The 21,017-nt window shown below is 62.1% G+C and carries 16 protein-coding genes and 2 riboswitches; of the genes, 9 read left to right on the top strand and 7 right to left on the bottom strand.

Annotation, left to right across the window (positions count from 1 at the left end):
* Positions 1-47: 47 nt before the first annotated feature.
* Complete coding sequence (gene fdxA, locus ACZ9XP_RS01710; protein ID WP_147682366.1) at positions 48-371, bottom strand: ferredoxin FdxA; 324 nt, start codon at positions 369-371, stop codon at positions 48-50.
* A 61-nt stretch (positions 372-432) separates the two neighbouring features.
* On the opposite strand from fdxA, the gene gluQRS reads away from it, so the two are divergent.
* A complete protein-coding gene (gene gluQRS / locus ACZ9XP_RS01705) occupies positions 433-1,341 on the top strand; it encodes a tRNA glutamyl-Q(34) synthetase GluQRS (protein WP_147682365.1) in 909 nt (302 codons plus the stop codon).
* Positions 1,342-1,580: 239 nt separating this feature from the next.
* Positions 1,581-2,903 (top strand): amino acid permease, encoded by a 1,323-nt coding sequence (locus ACZ9XP_RS01700; protein ID WP_147682364.1) that lies wholly within the window; start codon positions 1,581-1,583, stop codon positions 2,901-2,903.
* An 81-nt stretch (positions 2,904-2,984) separates the two neighbouring features.
* On the opposite strand, the gene ACZ9XP_RS01695 is transcribed toward ACZ9XP_RS01700, so the two are convergent.
* Positions 2,985-3,272, bottom strand: coding sequence for a hypothetical protein (locus tag ACZ9XP_RS01695; RefSeq protein WP_147682363.1), 288 nt, complete (start codon positions 3,270-3,272; stop codon positions 2,985-2,987).
* Between the two features lie 361 nt (positions 3,273-3,633).
* A riboswitch (glycine riboswitch) is annotated at positions 3,634-3,734 on the top strand.
* Positions 3,735-3,741: 7 nt separating this feature from the next.
* Positions 3,742-3,838, top strand: a riboswitch (glycine riboswitch).
* A gap of 32 nt (positions 3,839-3,870) precedes the next feature.
* Between ACZ9XP_RS01695 and gcvT the strand changes: the two genes are divergently transcribed.
* From gcvT to gcvP, 3 genes are all read left to right on the top strand, one after another.
* Positions 3,871-4,956 carry a glycine cleavage system aminomethyltransferase GcvT gene (gene gcvT, locus ACZ9XP_RS01690; RefSeq protein ID WP_147682362.1) on the top strand — a complete coding sequence of 362 codons (1,086 nt, stop codon included), beginning with the start codon at positions 3,871-3,873 and terminating at the stop codon, positions 4,954-4,956.
* 75 nt (positions 4,957-5,031) lie between these two features.
* On the top strand, positions 5,032-5,418 hold the full coding sequence (gene gcvH / locus ACZ9XP_RS01685; protein ID WP_017507055.1) for a glycine cleavage system protein GcvH: 387 nt from the start codon (positions 5,032-5,034) through the stop codon (positions 5,416-5,418).
* A gap of 239 nt (positions 5,419-5,657) precedes the next feature.
* Positions 5,658-8,513, top strand: a complete 2,856-nt coding sequence (gcvP, locus tag ACZ9XP_RS01680; RefSeq protein ID WP_147682361.1) for an aminomethyl-transferring glycine dehydrogenase — start codon at positions 5,658-5,660, stop codon at positions 8,511-8,513.
* A 110-nt stretch (positions 8,514-8,623) separates the two neighbouring features.
* Here the strand turns inward: gcvP and ACZ9XP_RS01675 are convergent, their stop codons facing one another.
* Positions 8,624-10,249: a methyl-accepting chemotaxis protein gene (locus tag ACZ9XP_RS01675; protein ID WP_147682360.1), complete on the bottom strand. Its 1,626-nt coding sequence runs from the start codon at positions 10,247-10,249 to the stop codon at positions 8,624-8,626.
* 182 nt (positions 10,250-10,431) lie between these two features.
* On the opposite strand from ACZ9XP_RS01675, the gene ACZ9XP_RS01670 reads away from it, so the two are divergent.
* A complete protein-coding gene (locus ACZ9XP_RS01670) occupies positions 10,432-11,733 on the top strand; it encodes a hemolysin family protein (RefSeq protein WP_147682359.1) in 1,302 nt (433 codons plus the stop codon).
* Positions 11,734-11,880: 147 nt separating this feature from the next.
* Here the strand turns inward: ACZ9XP_RS01670 and ACZ9XP_RS01665 are convergent, their stop codons facing one another.
* The gene (locus ACZ9XP_RS01665) at positions 11,881-14,496 is read right to left on the bottom strand and encodes an EAL domain-containing protein (RefSeq protein WP_147682358.1); all 2,616 of its coding nucleotides are present in this window, start codon (positions 14,494-14,496) and stop codon (positions 11,881-11,883) included.
* 190 nt (positions 14,497-14,686) lie between these two features.
* Here ACZ9XP_RS01665 and ACZ9XP_RS01660 point away from each other — a divergent pair, with 190 nt between their 5' ends.
* Together ACZ9XP_RS01660 and ACZ9XP_RS01655 are read left to right on the top strand one after the other, a co-directional pair.
* Complete coding sequence (locus ACZ9XP_RS01660) at positions 14,687-15,970, top strand: aminotransferase class V-fold PLP-dependent enzyme (RefSeq protein ID WP_147682357.1); 1,284 nt, start codon at positions 14,687-14,689, stop codon at positions 15,968-15,970.
* 147 nt (positions 15,971-16,117) lie between these two features.
* On the top strand, positions 16,118-16,903 hold the full coding sequence (locus tag ACZ9XP_RS01655) for a CPBP family intramembrane glutamic endopeptidase (protein WP_170253471.1): 786 nt from the start codon (positions 16,118-16,120) through the stop codon (positions 16,901-16,903).
* An 89-nt stretch (positions 16,904-16,992) separates the two neighbouring features.
* Here the strand turns inward: ACZ9XP_RS01655 and ACZ9XP_RS01650 are convergent, their stop codons facing one another.
* From ACZ9XP_RS01650 to apbC, 3 genes are all read right to left on the bottom strand, one after another.
* Positions 16,993-17,217: a hypothetical protein gene (locus tag ACZ9XP_RS01650; RefSeq protein WP_147682355.1), complete on the bottom strand. Its 225-nt coding sequence runs from the start codon at positions 17,215-17,217 to the stop codon at positions 16,993-16,995.
* Between the two features lie 363 nt (positions 17,218-17,580).
* On the bottom strand, positions 17,581-18,360 hold the full coding sequence (gene murI / locus ACZ9XP_RS01645; protein ID WP_240803343.1) for a glutamate racemase: 780 nt from the start codon (positions 18,358-18,360) through the stop codon (positions 17,581-17,583).
* Positions 18,361-18,378: 18 nt separating this feature from the next.
* Complete coding sequence (apbC, locus tag ACZ9XP_RS01640; protein ID WP_240803348.1) at positions 18,379-19,461, bottom strand: iron-sulfur cluster carrier protein ApbC; 1,083 nt, start codon at positions 19,459-19,461, stop codon at positions 18,379-18,381.
* A gap of 304 nt (positions 19,462-19,765) precedes the next feature.
* Here apbC and ACZ9XP_RS01635 point away from each other — a divergent pair, with 304 nt between their 5' ends.
* Entirely contained in the window at positions 19,766-21,013 is a 1,248-nt protein-coding gene (locus ACZ9XP_RS01635; protein ID WP_465187892.1) for an MFS transporter, read from the top strand.
* Positions 21,014-21,017 lie beyond the last annotated feature (4 nt).

The raw sequence follows: 21,017 nt of genomic DNA, 5'->3' as shown, positions 1-21,017 counted from the left end.
TGCTGCAGTACAAGCAAAAGGTTGGCCGCGGCCAACCTTTTTTGCGTCTAGCGTTCCAGTAGCGGCAGCTTGCCCGTTTGTGTAGCCCAGTGTTCGTGGTCAGCCAGCGGGGGCTGCTGCGTGGTGATCACCGGCCACTGCGCCGCCAGCTCGGCATTCAGCGCCAGCATGTGCGCCTGGCCGGCGGGCAGGTCGGTATCGGTGGTGATGGCATCGATCGGGCACTCGGCAATGCACAGCGTGCAATCGATGCACTCGTCCGGGTCGATTGCCAGAAAGTTCGGCCCCTCGTGAAAGCAGTCCACCGGGCACACGGTGACACAGTCGGTGTATTTGCATTTGATACAGGCTTCGGTTACAACGTGCGTCACGATCATCTCCTGCTAGCCGGGCATAGCGCCCATCTAGTCATTGTTGCCCTGTTTGCCCGCCATGTCTGCCTCTACTTTGTCTATTGCCCCCGTTTACCGTGGCCGTTTCGCTCCCAGCCCCACCGGCCTCTTGCATGCCGGCTCGCTGACCACGGCGGTGGGCAGCTATCTGGAAGCCTGGCGCCATGGCGGCCAGTGGTGGCTGCGCATGGAAGACTTGGACCCGCCACGGGAAATGCCCGGTGCCGCCAGCGCCATTTTGCACACGCTGGAAGCATTTGGTTTTGAATGGCAGGGCGAGCTGGCCTGGCAGCACGACCGTTACGATTTGTACCGTGCGGCACTGGATCAATTGATTGATGCCGGCCACGCCTACGGCTGCGCCTGCACGCGCAAGGAAATTACCGAGCAGGGCCAGCGTGGCGTGGATGGCACGGTCTACCCCGGCACCTGCCGCCACGGCGTGGCTGCCGGGCGGCAGGCACGCGCCTGGCGCCTGCGCGTACCCGACGAAGAGCTGGCGTTTACCGACCGGCTACAGGGGCATTATGGCCAGCAGCTGCAGCGCGATATCGGCGATGTGGTGCTGCTGCGGGCGGATGGCTTCTGGGCCTACCAGCTGGCGGTGGTAGTGGATGACATCGCTCAGGGGATGACCGACATTGTCCGCGGTGCCGACCTGCTGGTGTCTACCCCGCGCCAGCTATGGCTGCGCCAGTGTCTGGGTGGTGCGGCGGTCACGCATTGCCACCTGCCGGTGATGGTGAATGCGGCGGGTGAGAAGCTATCCAAGCAGACGCTGGCCCCGGCGATTGATGCGGCCAACGTGGCGCAGCAGCTGCGCGATGCACTGGCGCGGCTAGGGCACCCGGTGCCGCCCCACGTACAGACACGCGACGAGATATGGCAGTGGGCGCGACAAAACTGGCAGCTGGCGAGTGTGCCGGCCGGGCCTATCGTCCTGGCATAGCCAAAAAACGCTATAATTTTGTGCACAGCAGCAGGGCCTCCTCGTCGAGGCCCTGTTTGTTTTGTGATGCCGTGCAGCCCGCCTGTGCGGCATGGCCACGCCCCGAGACAGGGGCGGGCCTGTGGACACCAGCAAAACCCAAGAACAATCAGGACTTTCCATGCAATACCTCATTCCCCGTGCGGCCTGGCCGCACGCAGCTGTTCCCCCCGTTTACCCCGCCTGCCAGGGAGGCTGCCATGACTAAGGCCGCACCGGGCAAGCTCGGCTTCTGGATGTGTACCGCCCTGGTGGTGGGCAATATGATCGGCTCCGGCGTGTTTTTGCTGCCGGCCTCGCTGGCGCAATACGGCGGCTCGTCGCTGATCGGCTGGACCATCACCTCGCTGGGCGCCATCTGCCTGGCGCTGGTGTTTGCCAAGCTGGCTACCCTGCTGCCGCATAAAGCCGGTGGCCCGTATGCGTATATTCACGAAGGCTTTGGCGACTTTGCCGGTTTCCTGATTGCCTGGGGCTACTGGATTGCCCTGTGGGCCGGTAATGCGGCGCTGACCGTGGCCGGTGTCAGCTATCTGGGGGTGTTTTTCCCGGTGCTGAACCAGAGTAACCTGGCCGCCGGTGCCACCGCCATCGGCCTGATCTGGCTGGTAACGTGGATCAACAGCCGCGGCCCGCAAAGCTCCGGCCGTGTAGCGATTGTGACCACGCTGATCAAGCTGCTGCCGCTGGGGGGCGTGACCATCGCCGGCCTGCTGTATCTGAACCCCGACTTTGTACAGTTCAACCCGCAGCACAAGCCGCTGGGCGAAGCCATCCCCGCGACCATGGCGCTGACGCTGTGGGCGTTTCTGGGGCTGGAGTCGGCCTCGGTACCGGCTGGGGATGTGGACCAGCCCGAGCGCACCATCCCGCGTGCCACCGTGCTGGGCACGCTGATTGCCGCCGGCCTGTACATTCTGAGCACCATTGCACTGCAGGGCCTGATGCCCGCCAGCCAGTTGGCCGCATCCAGCGCACCGTTTGCCGATGCAGCCCGCCAGCTGTGGGGTAACTGGGCCTACTACGCGGTAGGCCTGGGTGCCGTGGTGTCCTGCTTTGGCGCACTCAATGGCTGGTGCCTGATGCAGGGGCATATTCCGGCCGCTGCCGCCCGCGATAAGCTGTTTCCGCGCTTCTTCGTGCGTGAAAACCAAGCCGGTGTGCCCATCGTCGGCCTGGTGCTGTCTACCGTGCTGGTGACCATTTTGCTGGCCAGCAAGTACGCTGGTGGCGACAGTGGCGTGCAGATTTTCGAGTTTGTCATCCTGCTGGCCACGGCCACCACGTTGCTGCCGTATGCCTTCTGCGCCATGGCGCTGCTGGCGGTGATGCTGAAGCGCCACCAGCAGTTCAGCCGCCGCGATTGGTACGCGCCGCTGGCGTTCTCGTTTGGCGGCTTTATCTTTGCCATGTGGACCATTTACGGCTCCGGTGCCGAAGTGGTCATGTGGGGCATCCTGCTGCTGCTGGCCGGCCTGCCTGTGTACCTGTGGCAGCTGCGCGAGCGCCTGGTGAAAGGCTAAGCTCGGTGGGGCAGGGTAGCCTGCGGCCAACATGATGCAAGGGCCGGTGTGCATGGCACGCCGGCCCTTGTTGCTTTTGCGCTATGCGCCCAGATGAAGCGGTATCAGTGTTTGCTCATCGCCGAGTAGATCACGATCACCCGTTTTGTCATCAGTCGTGTCATCGTTGATGTTGGCATCGGGCCCAAACAGGGTGATGGCGGCATGGATCACCAGTAGTTTTTCCAATGGCGGCAGATGCATGGTGGCCTGGTGCAGCATGCCATGTAGCGCGGCTGTATAAAGCTGCCTGTCCCCGTCGCACCGTTGCGCAGCGTGTTCACCGCAATTTTCCAGGCTGGCCAGAATGTCATCAATTGATGGCTGCATGTCGCTGCTCCCTCTGTACTTGTACGCTAAGGCAGCCACGGCTGGGCCCCGGTATATGCGTGCTGGCGCCTTGGTCTGGGTAGCCGTGGTCTTGCAGGGTAGGCTTACCAAACAGTAGCTTGCATACCATGCTTCTTGCATCATGTACGCAGCGCTTGTCCTGGGTGTGTCCGGTTTGTGTCAGTAACCCAGGCCTGCGCGCAGCAAGGTGTCGCATGACTGCCCGTGGCGATAGTGATGGCTCAAGCCGGGTGACATGGCTGTTTTTGTCTTGTCATCTGCCCGTCGTGTTGCCAGGCCGCTGGGTGCCACAGTGCCGCCAAATCCAGCTTGCCAAGCTACGCTGTGGCAACGATAATGCGCGCATTCCGCAGGAGAGAGCGGTTTGCCCACCGGGCAAAACCGCCGCCGAAGGCGCAAGTGCACCCGCAATCGCTCAGGCAAAAGGACTGCAAGAATCGGGGTTTTCCCCGCAGAATCTGGAGAGTGGCGCACAGGATGCGCCCACCGAAGGGGCTAACGGCGCAATGCCGGAAAATCTCAGGTGCAGGGACAGAGGGGTGTGAGGCAGGGATAATCTCACTCCTAAGGACTTGCAATGACGGCCCCGAAACGTACCCCCCTATTTGATGCCCACGTGGCTTCCGGCGCGAAAATGGTTGATTTCGCTGGCTGGGAAATGCCTATTCATTACGGCTCCCAGCTGAAAGAGCACGAGATCGTGCGCAGCGACGCCGGCATGTTCGATGTATCCCACATGACCGTGGTGGACATCACCGGTAGCGACGCCAAGGCCTGGCTGCAAAAGCTGATTGCCAACGACGTAGCCAAGCTGGGTTTCGAGGGCAAGGCACTGTACTCCGGCATGCTGAACGAACAAGGCGGTGTGGTAGACGATCTGATCGTATACCTCACCGCTTTTGGTTATCGCATGGTCGTTAACGCTGGCACCACAGAAAAAGACCTGGCCTGGATGGAAAAACAATCCGCCGGTTTCGACGTGACCCTGCAAGTACGCCGCGACCTGGCCATGCTGGCCGTGCAAGGCCCCACCGCCATCGACAAAGTCTGCAGCGTAAAACCGGCACTGGCCGACGCCATCCGTGCACTGAAAGTGTTCCAGGGTCTGCCATCCGGCGAGTGGTTCTTTGCCCGCACCGGCTACACAGGTGAAGATGGCCTGGAAATCATGATCCCCGCTACCGAAGCCATTACCTTTTTCAACGAGCTGAAAGACGCTGGCGTAGCGCCTATCGGTCTGGGCGCCCGCGACACGCTGCGCCTGGAGGCCGGCATGAACCTGTACGGCCACGATATGGACGACAGCGTTTCCCCGCTGGAAGCCGGCATGGGCTGGACCATCGCCATGACCGAAGGCCGCGACTTTATCGGCCGTAGCGCGCTGGAAGCCCAGAAGGCAGCCGGTGTTGCCATGAAGCAGGTCGGCCTGGTGCTGGAAGGCCGCGGCGTGCTGCGCGAAGGCCAGAAAGTGGTGGTAGAAGGCATCGGCGAAGGCATCATCACCAGCGGCACCTTCTCGCCCACCCTCAAGCATTCCATCGCCATCGCCCGTGTACCGGCTGCCACTGCGGCTACCGCCCAGGTAGACCTGCGCGGCACGCTGACCGACGTGCGTGTGGTGAAAATGCCGTTCGTGCGTAACGGCAAGAAAGTTTTTGAATAAGCTGGTGTATAACGACGGGGCGAGCAAGAGCCTGTCCCGCTACACCATCACGACACATTTTTCTGGAGAGAAACGATGAGCAACATTCCTGCCGAACTGAAATACGTATCCAGCCACGAATGGCTGCGCCTGGAAGCCGACGGCTCCGTAACCGTGGGTATTACCGAGCACGCGCAAGAGCTGCTGGGTGACATCGTGTTTGTCGAGCTGCCTGCCGTCGGCGCCAACCTGGCTGCCGAAGAGCAAGCCGGCGTGGTGGAATCGGTAAAAGCCGCTTCCGACGTATACGCCCCGATCGCCGGCGAAATCCTGGAAGTGAACGCCGAGCTGGAAGCCAACCCGGAGCTGGCCAACAGTGAGCCATACGCCGCAGGCTGGTTCTTCAAGATCAAGCCGGCCAACGCCGCTGATCTGGATGGCCTGCTGGACGCCGCTGCCTACGCAGCCGAAATCGGCGCCTGATAAAACGGCCCTGCCATCGCAAGATGGCGGGGCATTTTTTATTAGCCACGGAAACACACGCAAGGACACGGAAATGCCTGGCGGCGCTCGAAGCGATTGCCACAACCAGGCGGCTACACCTTTGGCTCATGCCCGGCTTGGGGTGACGCCGCAACAGGTTTTAGCTGTTGCCCTAGCGGGTTTTCTTTCGTGTTTTTTCGTGTGTTTTCGTGGCTAATCGATAAGACGGAATCGCAGACATGTCTCTCTCGCAACTCTTCAATCATCAAGAATTCATCGCCCGCCACATCGGCCCGTGCGATGCCGAACAGCAACAGATGCTGGCCGAAATCGGCGCCAGCTCGCTGGAAGATCTGGTGGCACAAACCGTGCCGGCCGGTATCCGCTTCAACCGTGCGCTGGACCTGCCCGCAGCACAGCGCGAAGTAGACGCGCTGGCCGACCTGAAAGCCGTGGCCAGCAAGAACGTCATCAACAAATCGTTTATCGGTATGGGTTACTACCCGGTGATTACCCCCGGCGTGATCCTGCGTAACGTGCTGGAAAACCCAGGTTGGTACACCGCCTACACCCCGTACCAAGCCGAAATCGCCCAGGGCCGCCTGGAAGCGCTGCTGAACTTCCAGCAAATGGTGATCGACCTCACCGGCCTGGACATCGCCAACGCCTCGCTGCTGGACGAAGCTACCGCTGCCGCCGAAGGCATGGCGCTGGCGCGCCGTGCCTCCAAGGTAAAAGGCGACCGTTTCTTTGTGGATAGCCGCGTACTGCCACAAACCCTGGACGTACTGAAAACCCGCGCCGAGTACTTCGGTTTCGAGCTGGTGCTGGGCCACCCGGAAGAAGCCGGTAATGGCGACTACTTCGGTGCGCTGTTCCAGTACCCGGGCGAAGCCGGCGACGTGCTGGACCTGACCCCGTACATTGCTGCCGTCAAAGCCAAAGGTGGCGTGGCCATCGTGGCCGCCGACGTGATGGCGCTGGTGGCGCTGAAGTCGCCAGCCGAAATGGGCGCCGACGTAGCACTGGGTAACACCCAGCGCTTTGGCGTACCGATGGGCTTTGGCGGCCCGCACGCGGCCTACTTTGCCTTCCGCGACGACATGAAGCGCTCGGCCCCTGGCCGCATCATCGGCGTGTCCATCGATGCCAAGGGCAAGACCGCGCTGCGCATGGCGCTGCAAACCCGCGAACAGCACATCCGTCGCGAAAAAGCCAACTCCAATATCTGCACCAGCCAGGTGCTGCTGGCCAATATGGCCGGCATGTACGCCGTGTACCACGGCCCGGCTGGCGTGAAACGCATTGCCCAGCGTATCCACCGCCTGGCTGCCATTTTCGCCCACGCGGTGAAAGCGGCGGGCGGCAAGCTGAAATTCGAACAGTTCTACGACACCGTACAGGTCGAGCTGGGTGCCAATGCGGCCAACGTATACGCTGCGGCGCTGGCTGCCGGTATCAACGTGCGTGACGCCGGCAATGGCGTGCTGGGTGTGGCCTTCCACGAAGCCGCTACCGAAGCCGACCTGGCCCAGCTGATTGAAATCTTCACTGGCAAGGCTGCCGACATTGCCGCGCTGGACGCTGCCGCCGCCGACGCGATCCCGGCCAGCCTGAAGCGCGAATCCGCCATCCTCAGCCATCCGGTGTTCAACGAGCACCACAGCGAGCACGAAATGCTGCGCTACCTGAAGAAGCTGGAAAACCGCGACCTGGCCATGAACCACAGCATGATCAGCCTGGGCAGCTGCACCATGAAGCTGAACGCTACCAGCGAGATGATTCCGGTGACCTGGCCAGAGTTTGCCAACATGCACCCGTTCGCCCCGCGCGAGCAGGCCGCCGGCTACCTGGAAATGATCGATGGCCTGCAACAGCAGCTGCTGGCCATTACCGGCTTTGACGCCATCTCCATGCAGCCTAACTCCGGCGCGCAGGGCGAGTACGCCGGCCTGCTGGCGATCCGTCGCTACCACGCCAGCCGTGGTGATGCGAACCGCACCATCTGCCTGATCCCGCAGTCGGCGCACGGTACCAACCCGGCGACCGCACAGATGCTGGGCATGCAGGTGGTGGTGGTGAAAACCGACGACAACGGCAACGTGGATATGGCCGACATGCAGGCCAAGGCCGAGCAGCATGCGGCCAACTTGGGCGCGTTGATGATTACCTACCCGTCTACCCACGGCGTGTTCGAAGAGTCCATCAAGGAAATCTGCGAACTGGTACACGCTAACGGCGGCCAGGTGTACATGGACGGTGCCAACATGAACGCGCAGGTGGGCCTGACCCGCCCGGCCGACATCGGCGCCGACGTGCTGCACATGAACCTGCACAAGACCTTCTGCATTCCGCACGGCGGTGGCGGCCCAGGCATGGGCCCCATCGGCATGAAAGCGCACCTGGCGCCGTTCATGGCCAACCACGTGGTAGCCGAGGTGCCGGGTGCAGTAGCCGGGCAGAGCGCGGTTTCCGCTGCGCCGTTCGGCTCGGCATCCATCCTGCCGATCTCCTACATGTATATCCGCATGATGGGCGCAGAAGGTGCCAAGCGTTCTACCGAGATCGCACTGCTGAACGCCAACTATCTGAAAGACAAGCTGGCAGCCCACTACCCGGTGCTGTACACCGGCAAGAACGGCCGCGTGGCGCACGAGTGCATCATCGACCTGCGCCCGCTGAAGGCCGCCTCCGGCGTGACCGAGGTAGACGTGGCCAAGCGTCTGATGGACTACGGCTTCCACGCGCCGACCATGAGCTTCCCGGTAGCGGGCACGCTGATGATCGAGCCGACCGAGTCCGAGTCCAAGGCCGAGCTGGACCGTTTCATTGCTGCCATGGTGTCTATCCGCCAGGAAATCGACGCGGTACAAAACGGTGCATGGCCAAAAGACAACAACCCGCTGTGCAACGCACCGCACAGCAAGGCCGACATTGCTGGCGAGTGGACCCGCCCGTACACCCGCGAGCAGGCGTTCTTCCCGCTGCCGTACGTGCTGGAAAACAAGTTCTGGCCTAGCGTGAACCGTATCGACGACGTATACGGCGACCGCAACCTGGTGTGCAGCTGCCCGTCTATCGACAACTACGAGTAAGCACGTCCATGCGGCCAACCTGGCAGGTTGGCCGCAGGCAAAACAAAACCCCGCTAGCGCAAGCCGGCGGGGTTTTTATGTATAGCTTGGCGATGTCGCGGCACGCCGGCCTAGCCGCTGAAGCTGGCCAGGGTTTTATTCAGGCTTTGTGCCAGCTGCAGCAGGCGGCGGGTTTCCGTTTCGACTTCCAGCGCGCTACCCAGGGTGCGCTTGGCCATGTCGGAAACCTGGTCGGCGTTACCGGCGATGTCCTGGCTGGCACTGGCTTGTTCTTGCAGCTCCTGGTGGATCTGCCCCATGGTGCTGACACTCTCGCGGGTACGCTCTTCAATCAGCTCGATGGCATTGCCGGCTTTTTGCGCGTCTTCCGAGCTCTGGGCTACCTGGCGGATGCCGTCTTCCATGGCGTGTACCGCTTGCTGCGCCGACGTCTGGATGCCCGACACCATGGTCTGGATTTCCTTGGTGGCCGTACTGGTGCGCTCTGCCAGGTTGCGCACTTCGTCGGCGACCACGGCAAAGCCGCGGCCGCTTTCCCCGGCACGGGCCGCTTCAATGGCCGCATTCAGAGCCAGCAGGTTGGTTTGCTCGGCAATGCCACTGATGGCCTCCACCACCTTGCCAATCTGCATGGCACTGCTTTCCAGCGAGTGGATCACGTTGGACACATGCTGTACCGATTCTGTCGCGGCCAGGATGGCGTTGGCCGACTGCGTAACCGTCTGGCTGCTGCTGCGCGCCTGCTCACCCGCTGCCTGGCTGCACTCCAGTGCGCTGCGTGTACTCTGGCTGACGTTGGCGACGCTGTGGCTCATCTGGCTGATGGCACTACTGATATGCTCGGCCGAGCTGCTCTGTGTTTCCGCATCACTGCGCACCCGGGCGGTTAGCTCGCCGATGCTGCCGCTGGTGCTTTCCAGCGAGCCGGCCACGTCTTGCAGCTGTGCCACCAGCTTTTGCTGTGACTGCAGCATGCGGTTGAAGGCTTGTATCGATATTGCCAGCTCCAGCCCGGCATGGTCATCCACGCGCAGGCTCAGGTTACCGGTTTTGATCACCTGGTTGGCGGTATGGGTCAGCGCTTTGAGCGGGCGCAGCAGCAGCTTGCTCAGCACTGCTGCGTAAGCCGCCAGCAGTGCGGCGGCTACCAGCGCTAGCGTGCCACTGATGATGGACTGTTTGGTAATACCTGCATCGACGGTGTGTTGCGCGCTATCGGAAGACTGCTCGATGGCATCGGTCACTTTTTCCATGCCGCCTTCCAGTGCGTCAAAATCCTGCTCGAAAGCGGGCAGGGTGGCCAGCGCCTTGTCCGGCTGGCTTTCCAGGCTGCCGATGATGACGCTAGCCGACTGCAGGTAGCGCTCTACCTGCGGCACCACTTCACCGTACAGTGCCGTCAGCTGGGGGTTGCCGCTGGCGCGCTGGGTGTTATCGGCCATCAGCTCGCGAAAATGCTTGGCATGCTCGGCCAAGTCTGCCGCGATTCCCTTGAGCTTGTCTTTTTCGCCCAGCTTGTCGCGGTACAGTGCCGATAGCACGTCGGAGCGCACGGCATCGTGCATCATGTCGGCTTCCGTTTGCTGGCGGATCATTTTCTGGATGTTCAGCAAGTCGTTCACTTCGCTGGCGATGCTGCGTGAGCCCAGCAGCCCGCTCGTACCCAGCGCCACGCAAAAAAGAATGGCGATGCTCACTATCAGGATGAGGTGGGTGCGTAACGATATTTGCTTCATGGTGTTTCCTTGAAAATGACGCACTATCGGCTTGGTGCTTTTATTTATAGTGCTTGAAATTTGCCTTGCCAATGATTCCGCTGTCACCGCTATGGCATGCGGGTAGCAGGGTGGGGAGTGGCGAAAAAACTGCCAGCATGTAGAATGGTGCTGTCTTCTTTATATGGTGTTCACCCTGTCCAATGGACGTGCTTATATTAGTTGTACTCTTTCTCCTCAATGGCATCTTTGCCATGACCGAAATCGCCATCGTCTCTTCACGCAAGGTTCGCCTGCAGCAGTGGGCAGACGAAGGCAACCGTGGCGCCGCTGCCGCGCTCAAGCTGGCAGAAGAACCTACCCGCTTCCTGTCTACCATCCAGATCGGCATTACCCTGATTGGCATTCTGTCCGGTGCTTTCGGTGAAGCCGCCATTGCCGACCGCCTGCAGGCGTATCTGGAAACTTATCCGCTACTGGCCGAGTTTGCCCGTCCGATCGCCCTGACCGTGACAGTCATGCTGATTACCTATTTCTCGCTGATCATCGGCGAGCTGGTGCCCAAGCGTGTAGGCATGCAAAACCCCGAAGTGCTGGCTTCTATTCTGGCCCGCCCCATGCTGTTGCTGGCCCGCGTCACCTCGCCGGTGGTACGCCTGCTGAGTCTGTCTACCGAGGCCGTGCTGCGTGTGCTGGGCGTGAAAAAGAACAAAGACCCGTCCATTACCGAAGAGGAAATCAAGGTGTTGATGGAGCAGGGGGCCGACGAAGGCATCTTTGACCGCGCCGAGCAGGAGCTGGTGGAAAACATCTTCAGCCTGGACGAAAAGAAGGTGGTCTCCATCATGACGCCGCGCAAGGACATCATTGCGCTGGACGTGGAAGACCCGCTGGAAGAAAACCTCAAGATCATTCGTGGCAGCGTGTTCACCCGCTACCCGGTGGTAAAAGGCGGTTTCGAAAACGTACTGGGCATGGTACAGGCCAAAGACCTGCTGCACCGCCTGCTGGACGACAAGTCGGTCAAGTTGGCCGAATCGGTGCGCCCGCCGCTGTACGTGCCGGAAGCCATCAGCCCGATGCAGCTGTTGGAGCAGTTCAAACGCACGCGTAACCATACCGCGCTAGTGGTGGACGAATACGGTGAAATCGAAGGCCTGGTCACCATCAACGACGTGATGGAAGCCATTGTGGGCGACTTGCCGACCGAAGCGGGCGACGGTGACGAAGAAATCGTGCAGCGTGAAGACGGCAGCTGGCTGGTAGACGGCATGATGTCGCTGGAAGACTTCAAAGAGCACTTCGAGCTGGACAGCATCGAGGGCGAAGAGTCGGGTAATTTCCAGACCCTGGGCGGCTTTGTCATGTTCATGCTGGGCCGCGTGCCTAGCGCCGCCGATAAAGTGGTGTGGAATGGCTTCAGCTTCGAGGTCATGGACATGGATCGCACTCGCGTAGACAAAGTGCTGGTCATCGCCCCACCACCTGCACCTGCTGCTGACTAGTATCGGCTCCCAGAGCGGGCCCCGATGGTAGCCCGTACTGTCAAACAAAACCCCCTGCCGCTTACCCGGCAGGGGGTTTTGTTTATCACGACGGTATGTGTACGCCACGCCGCATGCGGTGCCGTTGCGGGCAGGGTTGGCCGCGGCTTAGCCCGCAGGCGTTGCGTTGCCGGAGCCCAGCTGCTGGAAGGTCAGAAAGTCTTGCTGGCTCATGGGTCTGGCCAGGTAATAGCCCTGCACGTAGTGGCAGCCATGGGCCTGCAGAAAAGCCAGCTGTTCGGCGGTTTCCACGCCTTCTGCCACGGTCTGGATGCCGATGGTGCGTGCCAGCGACAGAATCGCTTTGACTACGGCCTGGTTGCGCGGGCTGTTGAACAGGCTCCAGATAAAGCGCTGGTCGATTTTTACCTTGTCTACCGGCAGCTCTACCAGATAGTTCAGCGAGGAGTAGCCCGCACCAAAGTCATCAATGGCAATGCGAAAGCCCGCCTGGCGCAGCCGGGTCAGTGTGACCGAAATGGCTTCCAGATTCTGGATCAGCGACGATTCGGTGAGCTCCAGCTCGATGGCAGATGCTGGAATGCCATGCTGTGACACGGCCTGCACCAGCCGCTCCGGCAAGTCGCTCATGGCCAGCTGGCGTGCCGACAGGTTAATGCTGATGCTTTGCGGCTGGCCTTGTTCTACGCTGAGCGCGATAAAGCGGCAGGCAGCCTCCAGCACGAAATCCCCGATGCCTTCTATCAGGCCGTGTTGCTCGGCAAAGGGGATAAACACCCCCGGCGAAGCTTGGTTGCCACCGCCAGGCCAGCGCAATAGCGCCTCGCCATAGCTGCCCAGCCCGGCTGCCAGCGGCACGATGGGTTGATAGTGCAGCACAAACTGCTGGTCTTCTATAGCGTGGCGCAGCTGGGTGAATAGCTCCATCTCGTCACGCAGCCGCGCCTCGATGGCAGGCTCGAAGAAACAATAGCGGTTACGCCCCAGTGCCTTGGCCTGATACATGGCGGCATCGGCATTTTTCATCAGGTGTTCACTGCTTTCGCCATCGCCGGGGAACATGGCGATACCAATGCTGGCACCCACCTCGGCGTCGCGTGCCTCCAGGCGGAAGGGCAGGTTCAGCACCGTGACGATGGCTTCGGCGGTGCGGGCTACCTGCGAAGGGCTGCAGTCGCGCACGATGATGCAAAACTCGTCCCCCGATAGCCGGGCCACGGTGTCCTCCAGCCGCACGGTGCCGCGCAGGCGTTCGGCCACATCCATCAGCAGTTCGTCGCCAGCCTTGTGCCCCAGCGTGTCGTTCACGTATTTGAAGCGGTCCAGGTCCAGCAGCATGGTGGCAAAGCTGCGCTTTTCTTCGCGGGCGATGTCGATCTCGTGTGCCAGGCGGTCTTTCAGCAGCACGCGGTTGGGCAGGGCGGTGAGCGGGTCGTAGTAGGCAAGCCGCCGTAGCTGGTTTTCCGCCAGTTTCAGCTGGGTGATGTCGGACAGAATGCCCACATAGTGCGTGACCGAGCCGTCGGGTTCGGTGGCGGCATTGATGGTGAGCAGGGCATGTACCAGGCTGCCGTCAACATGGCGGTTAACGATTTCACCTCGCCAGCGACCGGCGCTGGACAGCTGTGCCCACAGTTGCTGGTAAAACTGGCGGTCGTGGTGGCCAGAGCGGGTGATGGGCGGGCGCTTGCCGTACAGCTCGTCAGCTGTCATGCCGGTCATCATCTGGTAGGCCGGGTTGGCTGCCACGATATGGGTATCGGGCGTGGTGATGATCACGGCATCTTCAGTGTGCTCGAACACCATTTCGTACAGGCGGCGACGCTTTTCTGCCTGCTGGCGCTGACGGATTTCGTCTTCCAGCTGGCGGTTGGCTTGTTGCAGGTGAGCGGTGCGCTCGTTCACCATGTGTTCCAGTTTTTGTTGCTGGGCTTCACTGCTGGCCAGCAGGGCTTGCTGGCTCAGCAGCAAGGTGCGAAAGCGGCGCAGCGCGTCAAACACGGGGCGGAACAGGGCATCGCCTAATGGCGGATCGATGCTGGTGTCACCACTGCCCAGGGCGATCAGCAAGGCTTCGGTGCGTTGTAGCTGGTGGCCGATGCGGTGCATGCGCCAACCTATCAAGCCCAGGGCTGCCAGTAGCAGGCCCAGCAAAATGCTTTGCATGCGGTGGCCTGTTTGCACGGTGTCTTGCAGCGCAGCCTCAAAGTGCCGGATGGACATTTCGCGCTGCTGGCGTGCCAGCTTGCGCAGTTTTTCCATGTCATGGGTCACCTCCCGGCTGATGATCAGGGCCTGTTCTTCTGCGGCCTCGGTTTCGCTGGGCAGCAGTTGCAGCAGCTTGTCTGCCTGCGTGTGGTAGCGCATCAGGTCGGCCTGGATATCGCGTACCAGGCCCGCCAGCGATGGGCTTTGCCGGGTTTGTTCGCTCAGAGACAAGGTGTCCCGGGTAAGCCGGTTCAGCGCTTGTTGCAGGCTCAGTTTGCGCCGCATGATATCGGTGCTGCTGAGCTGCTCGGCCTCTTGTTCTTCTACCAGCAAGATCAGCCGGTTGTGCAGGTCGCCCAGCCGCGACACGGTGTCGCCCAGCTGTTGTTGTTCGCGCGCATGGCGGCGGCTTTCGCTCGCCAGTAGCGAGGCTTGCTCGTCGCTGTAGTAATGCAAGAATGCCATGGCACTCAGTAGCAGGATGACCAACAGGGCCTGCAGCCAGAACATTTGGCGGCTGATGGTATGTGCCAGCGGGAAAAATCGTTGCAGCATGGGTAACCCGTTATCTTGTTTTATTGAAGCATAGGTGCTCCTGGCCGGCTTGGCTGGGCGGTTGCAGCGCTACCGGCTTGCAAAGCTTTGCAAAAAACAGACTTTATCTTGTGGCAGCATGACGTTAAGGTATGGCCTGCGGCCGGCCATGACGCAGGCCGGTGATAATGACCCCATGGGATATACAAAGATGAAACTGGAAACGCTCGCCGTACACGGGGGCTACAGCCCCGACCCGACCACCAAAGCCGTAGCAGTACCGCTGTACCAGACTACCAGCTACGCTTTTGACAGTACCCAGCACGGTGCTGACCTGTTCGACCTGAAGGTGCAGGGCAATATCTACACCCGCATCATGAACCCCACGACCGACGTGCTGGAAAAACGCGTGGCCGCGCTGGAAGGTGGTATTGGTGCGCTGGCGGTAGCGTCCGGTATGGCGGCCATCAGCTATGCGATCCAGACCATTGCCGAGGCCGGCGACAACATCATTGCTACCAGTACGCTGTACGGCGGCACCTATAACCTGTTTGCCCACACCTTCCCGCAACTGGGTATTACCGTGCGTTTTATCGACCCGTCGCGCCCTCAGGATATTGCGGCCAACGTGGACGACAAGACCAAGGCAGTGTTCTGCGAATCCATCGGCAATCCGCTAGGCAATGTGGTGGACTTTGGCGCCTTTGCCGACGAAGCCCACAAACACGGCTTGCCGCTGATTGTGGATAACACCGTGCCGTCGCCTTACCTGTGCCGCCCGTTCGAGCACGGCGCCGACATCGTGGTGCACAGCCTCACCAAATACCTGGGCGGCCACGGTACCAGCATTGGCGGCATTATCGTGGATAGCGGCAAGTTCCCGTGGGGCGAGCACAAAGAGCGCTTTGTGCGCCTGAACACGCCAGACGTCAGCTACCACGGCGTGAACTATGTAGAAGTGCTGGGCGCGGCGGCTTACATTGCCCGCGCCCGCGTGGTGCCGCTGCGCAATATGGGCGCGGCGATCTCGCCGTTTAACGCGCACCAGATCCTGCTGGGTATCGAAACGCTGGCCCTGCGCCTGGACCGCATCTGCGACAACACGCTGAAAGTGGCGCAGTACCTGCAGCAGCACCCGGCGGTAGAGTGGGTGGAGTACGCCGCGCTGGAAGGCCACCCCAGCCGACCGCTGGTGGACAAATACATGGGCGGCCGCGCGTCGGGCATCCTGTCGTTCGGTATCAAGGGTGGGGTAGAGGCCGGTGGCCGCTTTATCGATGCGCTGCAGCTGGTCACGCGGCTGGTGAATATCGGTGACGCCAAGAGCCTGGCGTGCCATCCGGCGTCTACCACGCACCGCCAGCTGTCGCCGCAAGAGCAGCTGCGTGCCGGCGTGAAGCCGGAGCTGATCCGCCTGTCCATCGGCATCGAGCATGTGGACGATATTCTGGCAGACGTGGTGCAGGCGCTGGACGCCGCTGTGCGCCAGGCGTAACTCGCCGCCCTTGCTGTCCTACCGTTGCGGCCAACCTGCCCAAGGTTGGCCGCAATGCTTTTGCCTTGCGCTACACTGGCGCGCTTTACTGCTTTTTGCCCTGACATGACTTATACCGTACCCGACTGGCCCGTGCTGGCTGCCTTTATGTTTTTGGCGATCGCGCTGCTGGCGGCCCTGTCCGGGCAGCGCCGGCTAGCGCTGGGCATGGTGCTGCCAGCCTCCGCCATGGCGCTGTGGGCGGGTGTGCTGGGGCTGCAGGCGTGCCTGGCCTACATGCTACTGGGGTTGGCCGCCTGGCTGTGCCAGCGTTGGCCGCAGGCGCGCTGGCCGGGGCTGGCAGCGGTGCTGCTGATACTGGCTTTGGCGCTGCACATCTTGCCCGGCTTTTCCCCGCCGCGCTGGTGGCAGGGCGAGCTGGCTGATAACAGCAAGCCCTACACGCTCTACTGGCACTGGGATAAGGGCCTGGCCGGCTTGTGGCTGCTGCTGTGCCTGCCGCGCGTGGCTTTGCCAAAGGTGGCAAGGCGGGGGAAATGGCTGCTGGCGTGCGCGGCCTGCCTGTTGGCCGCGCTGGGGTTGGCACTGGCGAGCGGGCTGCTGACGTGGCAGCCCAAATGGCCGGCCTGGTGGCTACCGTGGCTGGCGGCCAACCTGCTGCTGGTGTCTTTGCCGGAAGAGGCGCTGTTTCGCCAGGGCGTGTTTGCGGCGGCGGCACGCTGGCCGCTGTGGCAGCGCTGCGTGTTATCCGCTGCGCTGTTTGGCCTGGTGCATGTGCCCGGTGGCGTGCTGTGGGCGCTGGTGGCCACGCTGGCTGGTGCCGCGTATGCGCTGTTGTACGCCGCTACCGGCCGGCTGGCTTACGCTGTCTTGCTGCATACGGGGTTTAATGTGCTGCACCTGGCCTGGCTGAGTTACCCGCAGCTGCGCTAGCCAGCGGCTACAAAGAAGAGCGGCCAACCCTGTTGCCAGGGCTGGCCGTTATAGTTGGCACCTTGCGGTATCAGACTATGGTAGGCGGTTTAACCGCTCTGTTTGTGGTCGCTTATTGATAGGCGCTCTTCTACCAGTAGCTGGGCAGCCATGCGGTCTACGCGTGCCAGATCCACGATGTCACCCAGTGTTGCCAGGCTGGCTTCCAGCCTGGCTATAGCCTGTTTATGTTCTTCAATTGCTTTGAGCATGGCAGTGGCTTGGTGATAAGCGTCCTGCCCGCGCACTGCGGCGCACCAGCTGAGATTACCCATGATGTAAGCCTCCTGCCTTGCCCCGGGGCCTTGCATTCACTGGCGTTGCCGTGTGCTGCCCCATGTTTGCTTATCGGCGGTGGCGGGTAAAACCTGAGATATTTTTCTGTCAATCCAGCTGCATGACATCAGTTGTAAGCGGTGCTGAAAAGCAAGAGGCCCGGGGTGTACCTGGGCCCGAGATTGAGGACAAACCCTGTTTGCCATGCAAGCAGGGTTTGTCTTGTAAACAGCAAGGCTGCGGATTCAAGTACCTATGTTGAGCGGCCCGGCTTTGCCGGGTCCGGTAGGGCCTTTGTTGGTACTTTGTCAGCAGCCTGGGGCCCGGGCTGTGCCCGGGCCTGCTGTTGGGGGATGCCGGTGTTAGCCGGGCAGATCGAGGTATGCCACCTGCGCCTGGGTGCCCAGGGTGTGCTGCAGAAAGTGCGCCATATTGTCGGGCTGGCCGGTGCTGGCAAAACGGTAGTGCGCCGCCGGGCCGCTGGCTGCGGGCAGCCCGTGCTGCTGCATCAGCCGCAGTGTCTGGCGGATCACTGCGTCGGTGGGGTCGATGATGTCGATATGTGGCGGCAGCAGCTGGCGTATCAGCGGAGCCAGAAACGGGTAGTGGGTGCAGCCCAGTACCACGTGGTCTACGCCTTGTTCCAGTAGCGGTGCAAGGGCGCGGCCAACCACGGCGCGGCTGCGCTCGCTGTCCAGCTCGCCGGCCTCTACCAGCTCGACAAAGCCCTTGCCGGCCTGCGCGACTACCAGGGTATCGCCGGCAAACTGTGCCACCAGCTGGCGGAACTTGTCGCCCTGCAGCGTGGCGTGGGTGGCCAGCACGCCCACGCGGCCGCTTTGGCTGGCCAGCACGGCGGGCTTGATGGCGGGCTCCATGCCGACAATGGGCAGCTGCGGGTAGCGTTCGCGCAGGTGGCGCGCGGCGGCGCTGGTGGCGGTATTGCAGGCGATCAGCAGCAGCTGCGCGCCCTGTGCCAGCAGCCAGGCGGTAATGGCCTCGGCGCGGGCAATCAGCTCGGCCTGGCTGCGCTCGCCGTAGGGGCAGTAGCCCTGGTCGGCCAGGTACACCACATCCTGCTGTGGCAGGGCGTGGCGCAGCTGGCGCCATACCGACAGGCCGCCCAGGCCTGAATCGAACATGCCGATCATGCGTGTGCCCTAGCTGTTCTGGATGACGATCTTCGGCATCTTGCTGGAGAAGTCACGCGCCTTGTCGCCAACTTTCACCGCCACGCGGCGGGCGATTTGCTGGTAGCGGGCGGCCAGCTTGCCATCCGGCTCGGCTACCACGGTGGGTTTGCCTTCGTCGGTAGACAGGCGGATGGACAGGTCTAGCGGCAGCGAGCCCAGTACGTCTACACCATATTGCGCGCTCATCTTGTCGGCACCACCGTGGCCGAAGATGTGTTCTTCGTGGCCGCACTGGCTGCACACGTGCATGGCCATGTTTTCCACAATGCCGAGAATGGGCACGCCCACCTTCTCGAACATCTTCAGGCCTTTCTTGGCGTCGATCAGCGCGATGTCTTGCGGCGTGGTGACGACGATGGCGCCGGTCACCGGTACTTTTTGCGACAGCGTCAGCTGGATGTCGCCGGTGCCCGGCGGCATGTCGATCACCAGGTAGTCCAGCTCGTCCCACAGCGTGTCGTTGAGCAGCTGCTGCAGCGCCTGGCTGACCATAGGGCCGCGCCATACCATGGCCTGGTCGTCGTCTACCAGGTAGCCAATGGACATGGTTTGCACGCCGTGTGCTTCCAGCGGTTTCAGTTTGCCGTCCACCACCTCGGGCTTCTGGCCCTGCAGGCCCATCATCAGCGGCTGGGAGGGGCCGTAGATGTCGGCGTCCAGTATGCCCACGCGCGCGCCTTCGGCTGCCAGCGCCAGTGCCAGGTTGGCCGCAGTGGTGGATTTACCCACGCCGCCCTTGCCGGACGACACCGCAATCACGTTTTTCACGCCGGGCAGCAGCGGCACACCGCGCTGGGCGGCGTGGCTGGTGATCTGGCTGCTGACCTCTACTGTTACCGGGCGGCCGTCGGCAAACGGGGCCAGCGCTTCGGTAAACAGCGCGCCGATCTCGGCAAAGCGGCTTTTGGCCGGGTAGGGCAGTTTGACGCTCAGCGCCAGGCGGCTGCTGTCGTTACAGGCAATGGCCAGGCCTTTGCGGTAGGGCTTGCCGGTGTCCGGGTCGATAAGGGTGGCGAGGGATGCCAGGATATCTGCGTCGCTGTGAGCCATGTCGGGTGTCCGTGGGGTGTCGGTGTTGGCAGGGCTGCCAAACAGTTTGCCTAGTCGGGAGAACATATCGTGCGCCAAGTCGGGATTACCCGACTATTTTAATCAGGTTTTGCCCCCGCCGACAGGCGCCGGGGGCGCGGGGAATGCGGTAAATGATAGCCCAAAGCGCCGCCAGCCGCCCGCGCTGGCAGCGCGGTGGCAATAAGCGCTGGCCTAAGTGGCTGATTTCACGTAGAATCCCCGGCCTTTTTGTCAACGTGACGCGGCGGCTTGCTGCCTTGTCATGGTTTTTTGAGGTGTTCTTTTGTCTGCCAATAATAAAATTGCCCACCTGTCTGTTGCTACCTTGTTGTTCCCGCTAGCCCTGGTGCTGTTCGAGTTTGCCGTGTATATCGCCAACGACATGGCGCAGCCGGCCATGCTGCAGGTTACCCGCGAGTTCGGCGTGGACGCCGGCTGGGTGCCGCTGTCGATGACGTTCTTTTTGCTGGGCGGTGCGGCGCTATCGTGGCTTACCGGCCCGCTGTCCGACCGCTACGGCCGCCGCCCGGTGCTGCTGTCCGGCGTGGTGTTCTTTATCGTGAGCTGCCTGGCCACCTATCTGGTGCACAGCATCGAAGCCTATATGGCGCTGCGCGTACTGCAGGGCATGGGCCTGTGCTTCATCAATGCCGTGGGCTATGCCGCGGTGCAGGAAGCCTACGCCGAGAAAACCGCGGTACGCGTTACCGCGCTGATGGCCAACGTGGCGCTGATTGCGCCCATGGTGGGCCCGCTGGCCGGTGCCGCGCTGATCGAACTGGCGCCGTGGCGCAGCTGCTTCCTGTTTATTGCCGTCTGCGCGCTGCTGGCGCTACTGGGCCTGTGGTGGAAAATGCCGGAAACCGTGCAGCCTGCGGCCAACCCGCGCCCGCTGTCGCGCATGGGTGGCGACTACCTGCAGCTGCTGCGTGACCGCCGCTTTGTGCTGTCGGTACTGTGCATCCCCATGCTGGCGCTGCCGCTAATGGGCTGGATTGCCCTGTCGCCGGTGCTGCTGGTCGAGGACCTGGGCATGAGCACGCTGGCCTACGGCCTGTGGCAGCTGCCGGTATTCGGTGGCCTGATCGCCGGTAACCTGCTGTTGGCCGCTCGCGCCGAAGCCTGGCCGCTGGGCCGCTCCGTGCTGCTGGGTATGTGGCCGGTAGTGGGCGGGCTGGTGCTGATGCTGGCCGGCGTACTGTATGGCCATTACCAGCACATCTTCCTGGTGTTGGGCATGAGCCTGATGGCGGTAGGCGAGGGCTTGTCCTTTGGCGTGCTGTACCGCTTTGCCCTGATGAGCAGCAGCCTGCCCAAGGGCGTGGTCTCGGCGGGCATGAGTATGCTGTGCATGGCCGGCTACGGTATCGGCATCGAGCTGTTCCGCTGGGCTTATATTGCTGGTGGCATCACCGGCTTTGCTCTGCTGTCGGTGGTGACGGCGCTGCTGTTTGTGTGGCTGGCCCGCCCGCAAGTGGCCGTGGCCATGGCCGAGCGCGACGACCCGGACATGCTGCCACAATCGGCCTGACGGG

The sequence above is a fragment of the Vogesella perlucida genome, from assembly GCF_979366545.1.
This window is presented reverse-complemented; position numbering and strand designations above follow the sequence as displayed.

Coding starts and splice junctions, on each gene's coding strand:
- gluQRS (WP_147682365.1), top strand. CDS start 433: ATGTCTGCCTCTACTTTGTCTATTGCCCCCGTTTACCGTGGCCGTTTC.
- ACZ9XP_RS01700 (WP_147682364.1), top strand. CDS start 1,581: ATGACTAAGGCCGCACCGGGCAAGCTCGGCTTCTGGATGTGTACCGCC.
- ACZ9XP_RS01695 (WP_147682363.1), bottom strand. CDS start 3,272: ATGCAGCCATCAATTGATGACATTCTGGCCAGCCTGGAAAATTGCGGT.
- gcvT (WP_147682362.1), top strand. CDS start 3,871: ATGACGGCCCCGAAACGTACCCCCCTATTTGATGCCCACGTGGCTTCC.
- gcvH (WP_017507055.1), top strand. CDS start 5,032: ATGAGCAACATTCCTGCCGAACTGAAATACGTATCCAGCCACGAATGG.
- gcvP (WP_147682361.1), top strand. CDS start 5,658: ATGTCTCTCTCGCAACTCTTCAATCATCAAGAATTCATCGCCCGCCAC.
- ACZ9XP_RS01675 (WP_147682360.1), bottom strand. CDS start 10,249: ATGAAGCAAATATCGTTACGCACCCACCTCATCCTGATAGTGAGCATC.
- ACZ9XP_RS01670 (WP_147682359.1), top strand. CDS start 10,432: ATGGACGTGCTTATATTAGTTGTACTCTTTCTCCTCAATGGCATCTTT.
- ACZ9XP_RS01665 (WP_147682358.1), bottom strand. CDS start 14,496: ATGCTGCAACGATTTTTCCCGCTGGCACATACCATCAGCCGCCAAATG.
- ACZ9XP_RS01660 (WP_147682357.1), top strand. CDS start 14,687: ATGAAACTGGAAACGCTCGCCGTACACGGGGGCTACAGCCCCGACCCG.
- ACZ9XP_RS01655 (WP_170253471.1), top strand. CDS start 16,118: ATGTTTTTGGCGATCGCGCTGCTGGCGGCCCTGTCCGGGCAGCGCCGG.
- ACZ9XP_RS01650 (WP_147682355.1), bottom strand. CDS start 17,217: ATGGGTAATCTCAGCTGGTGCGCCGCAGTGCGCGGGCAGGACGCTTAT.
- murI (WP_240803343.1), bottom strand. CDS start 18,360: ATGTTCGATTCAGGCCTGGGCGGCCTGTCGGTATGGCGCCAGCTGCGC.
- apbC (WP_240803348.1), bottom strand. CDS start 19,461: ATGGCTCACAGCGACGCAGATATCCTGGCATCCCTCGCCACCCTTATC.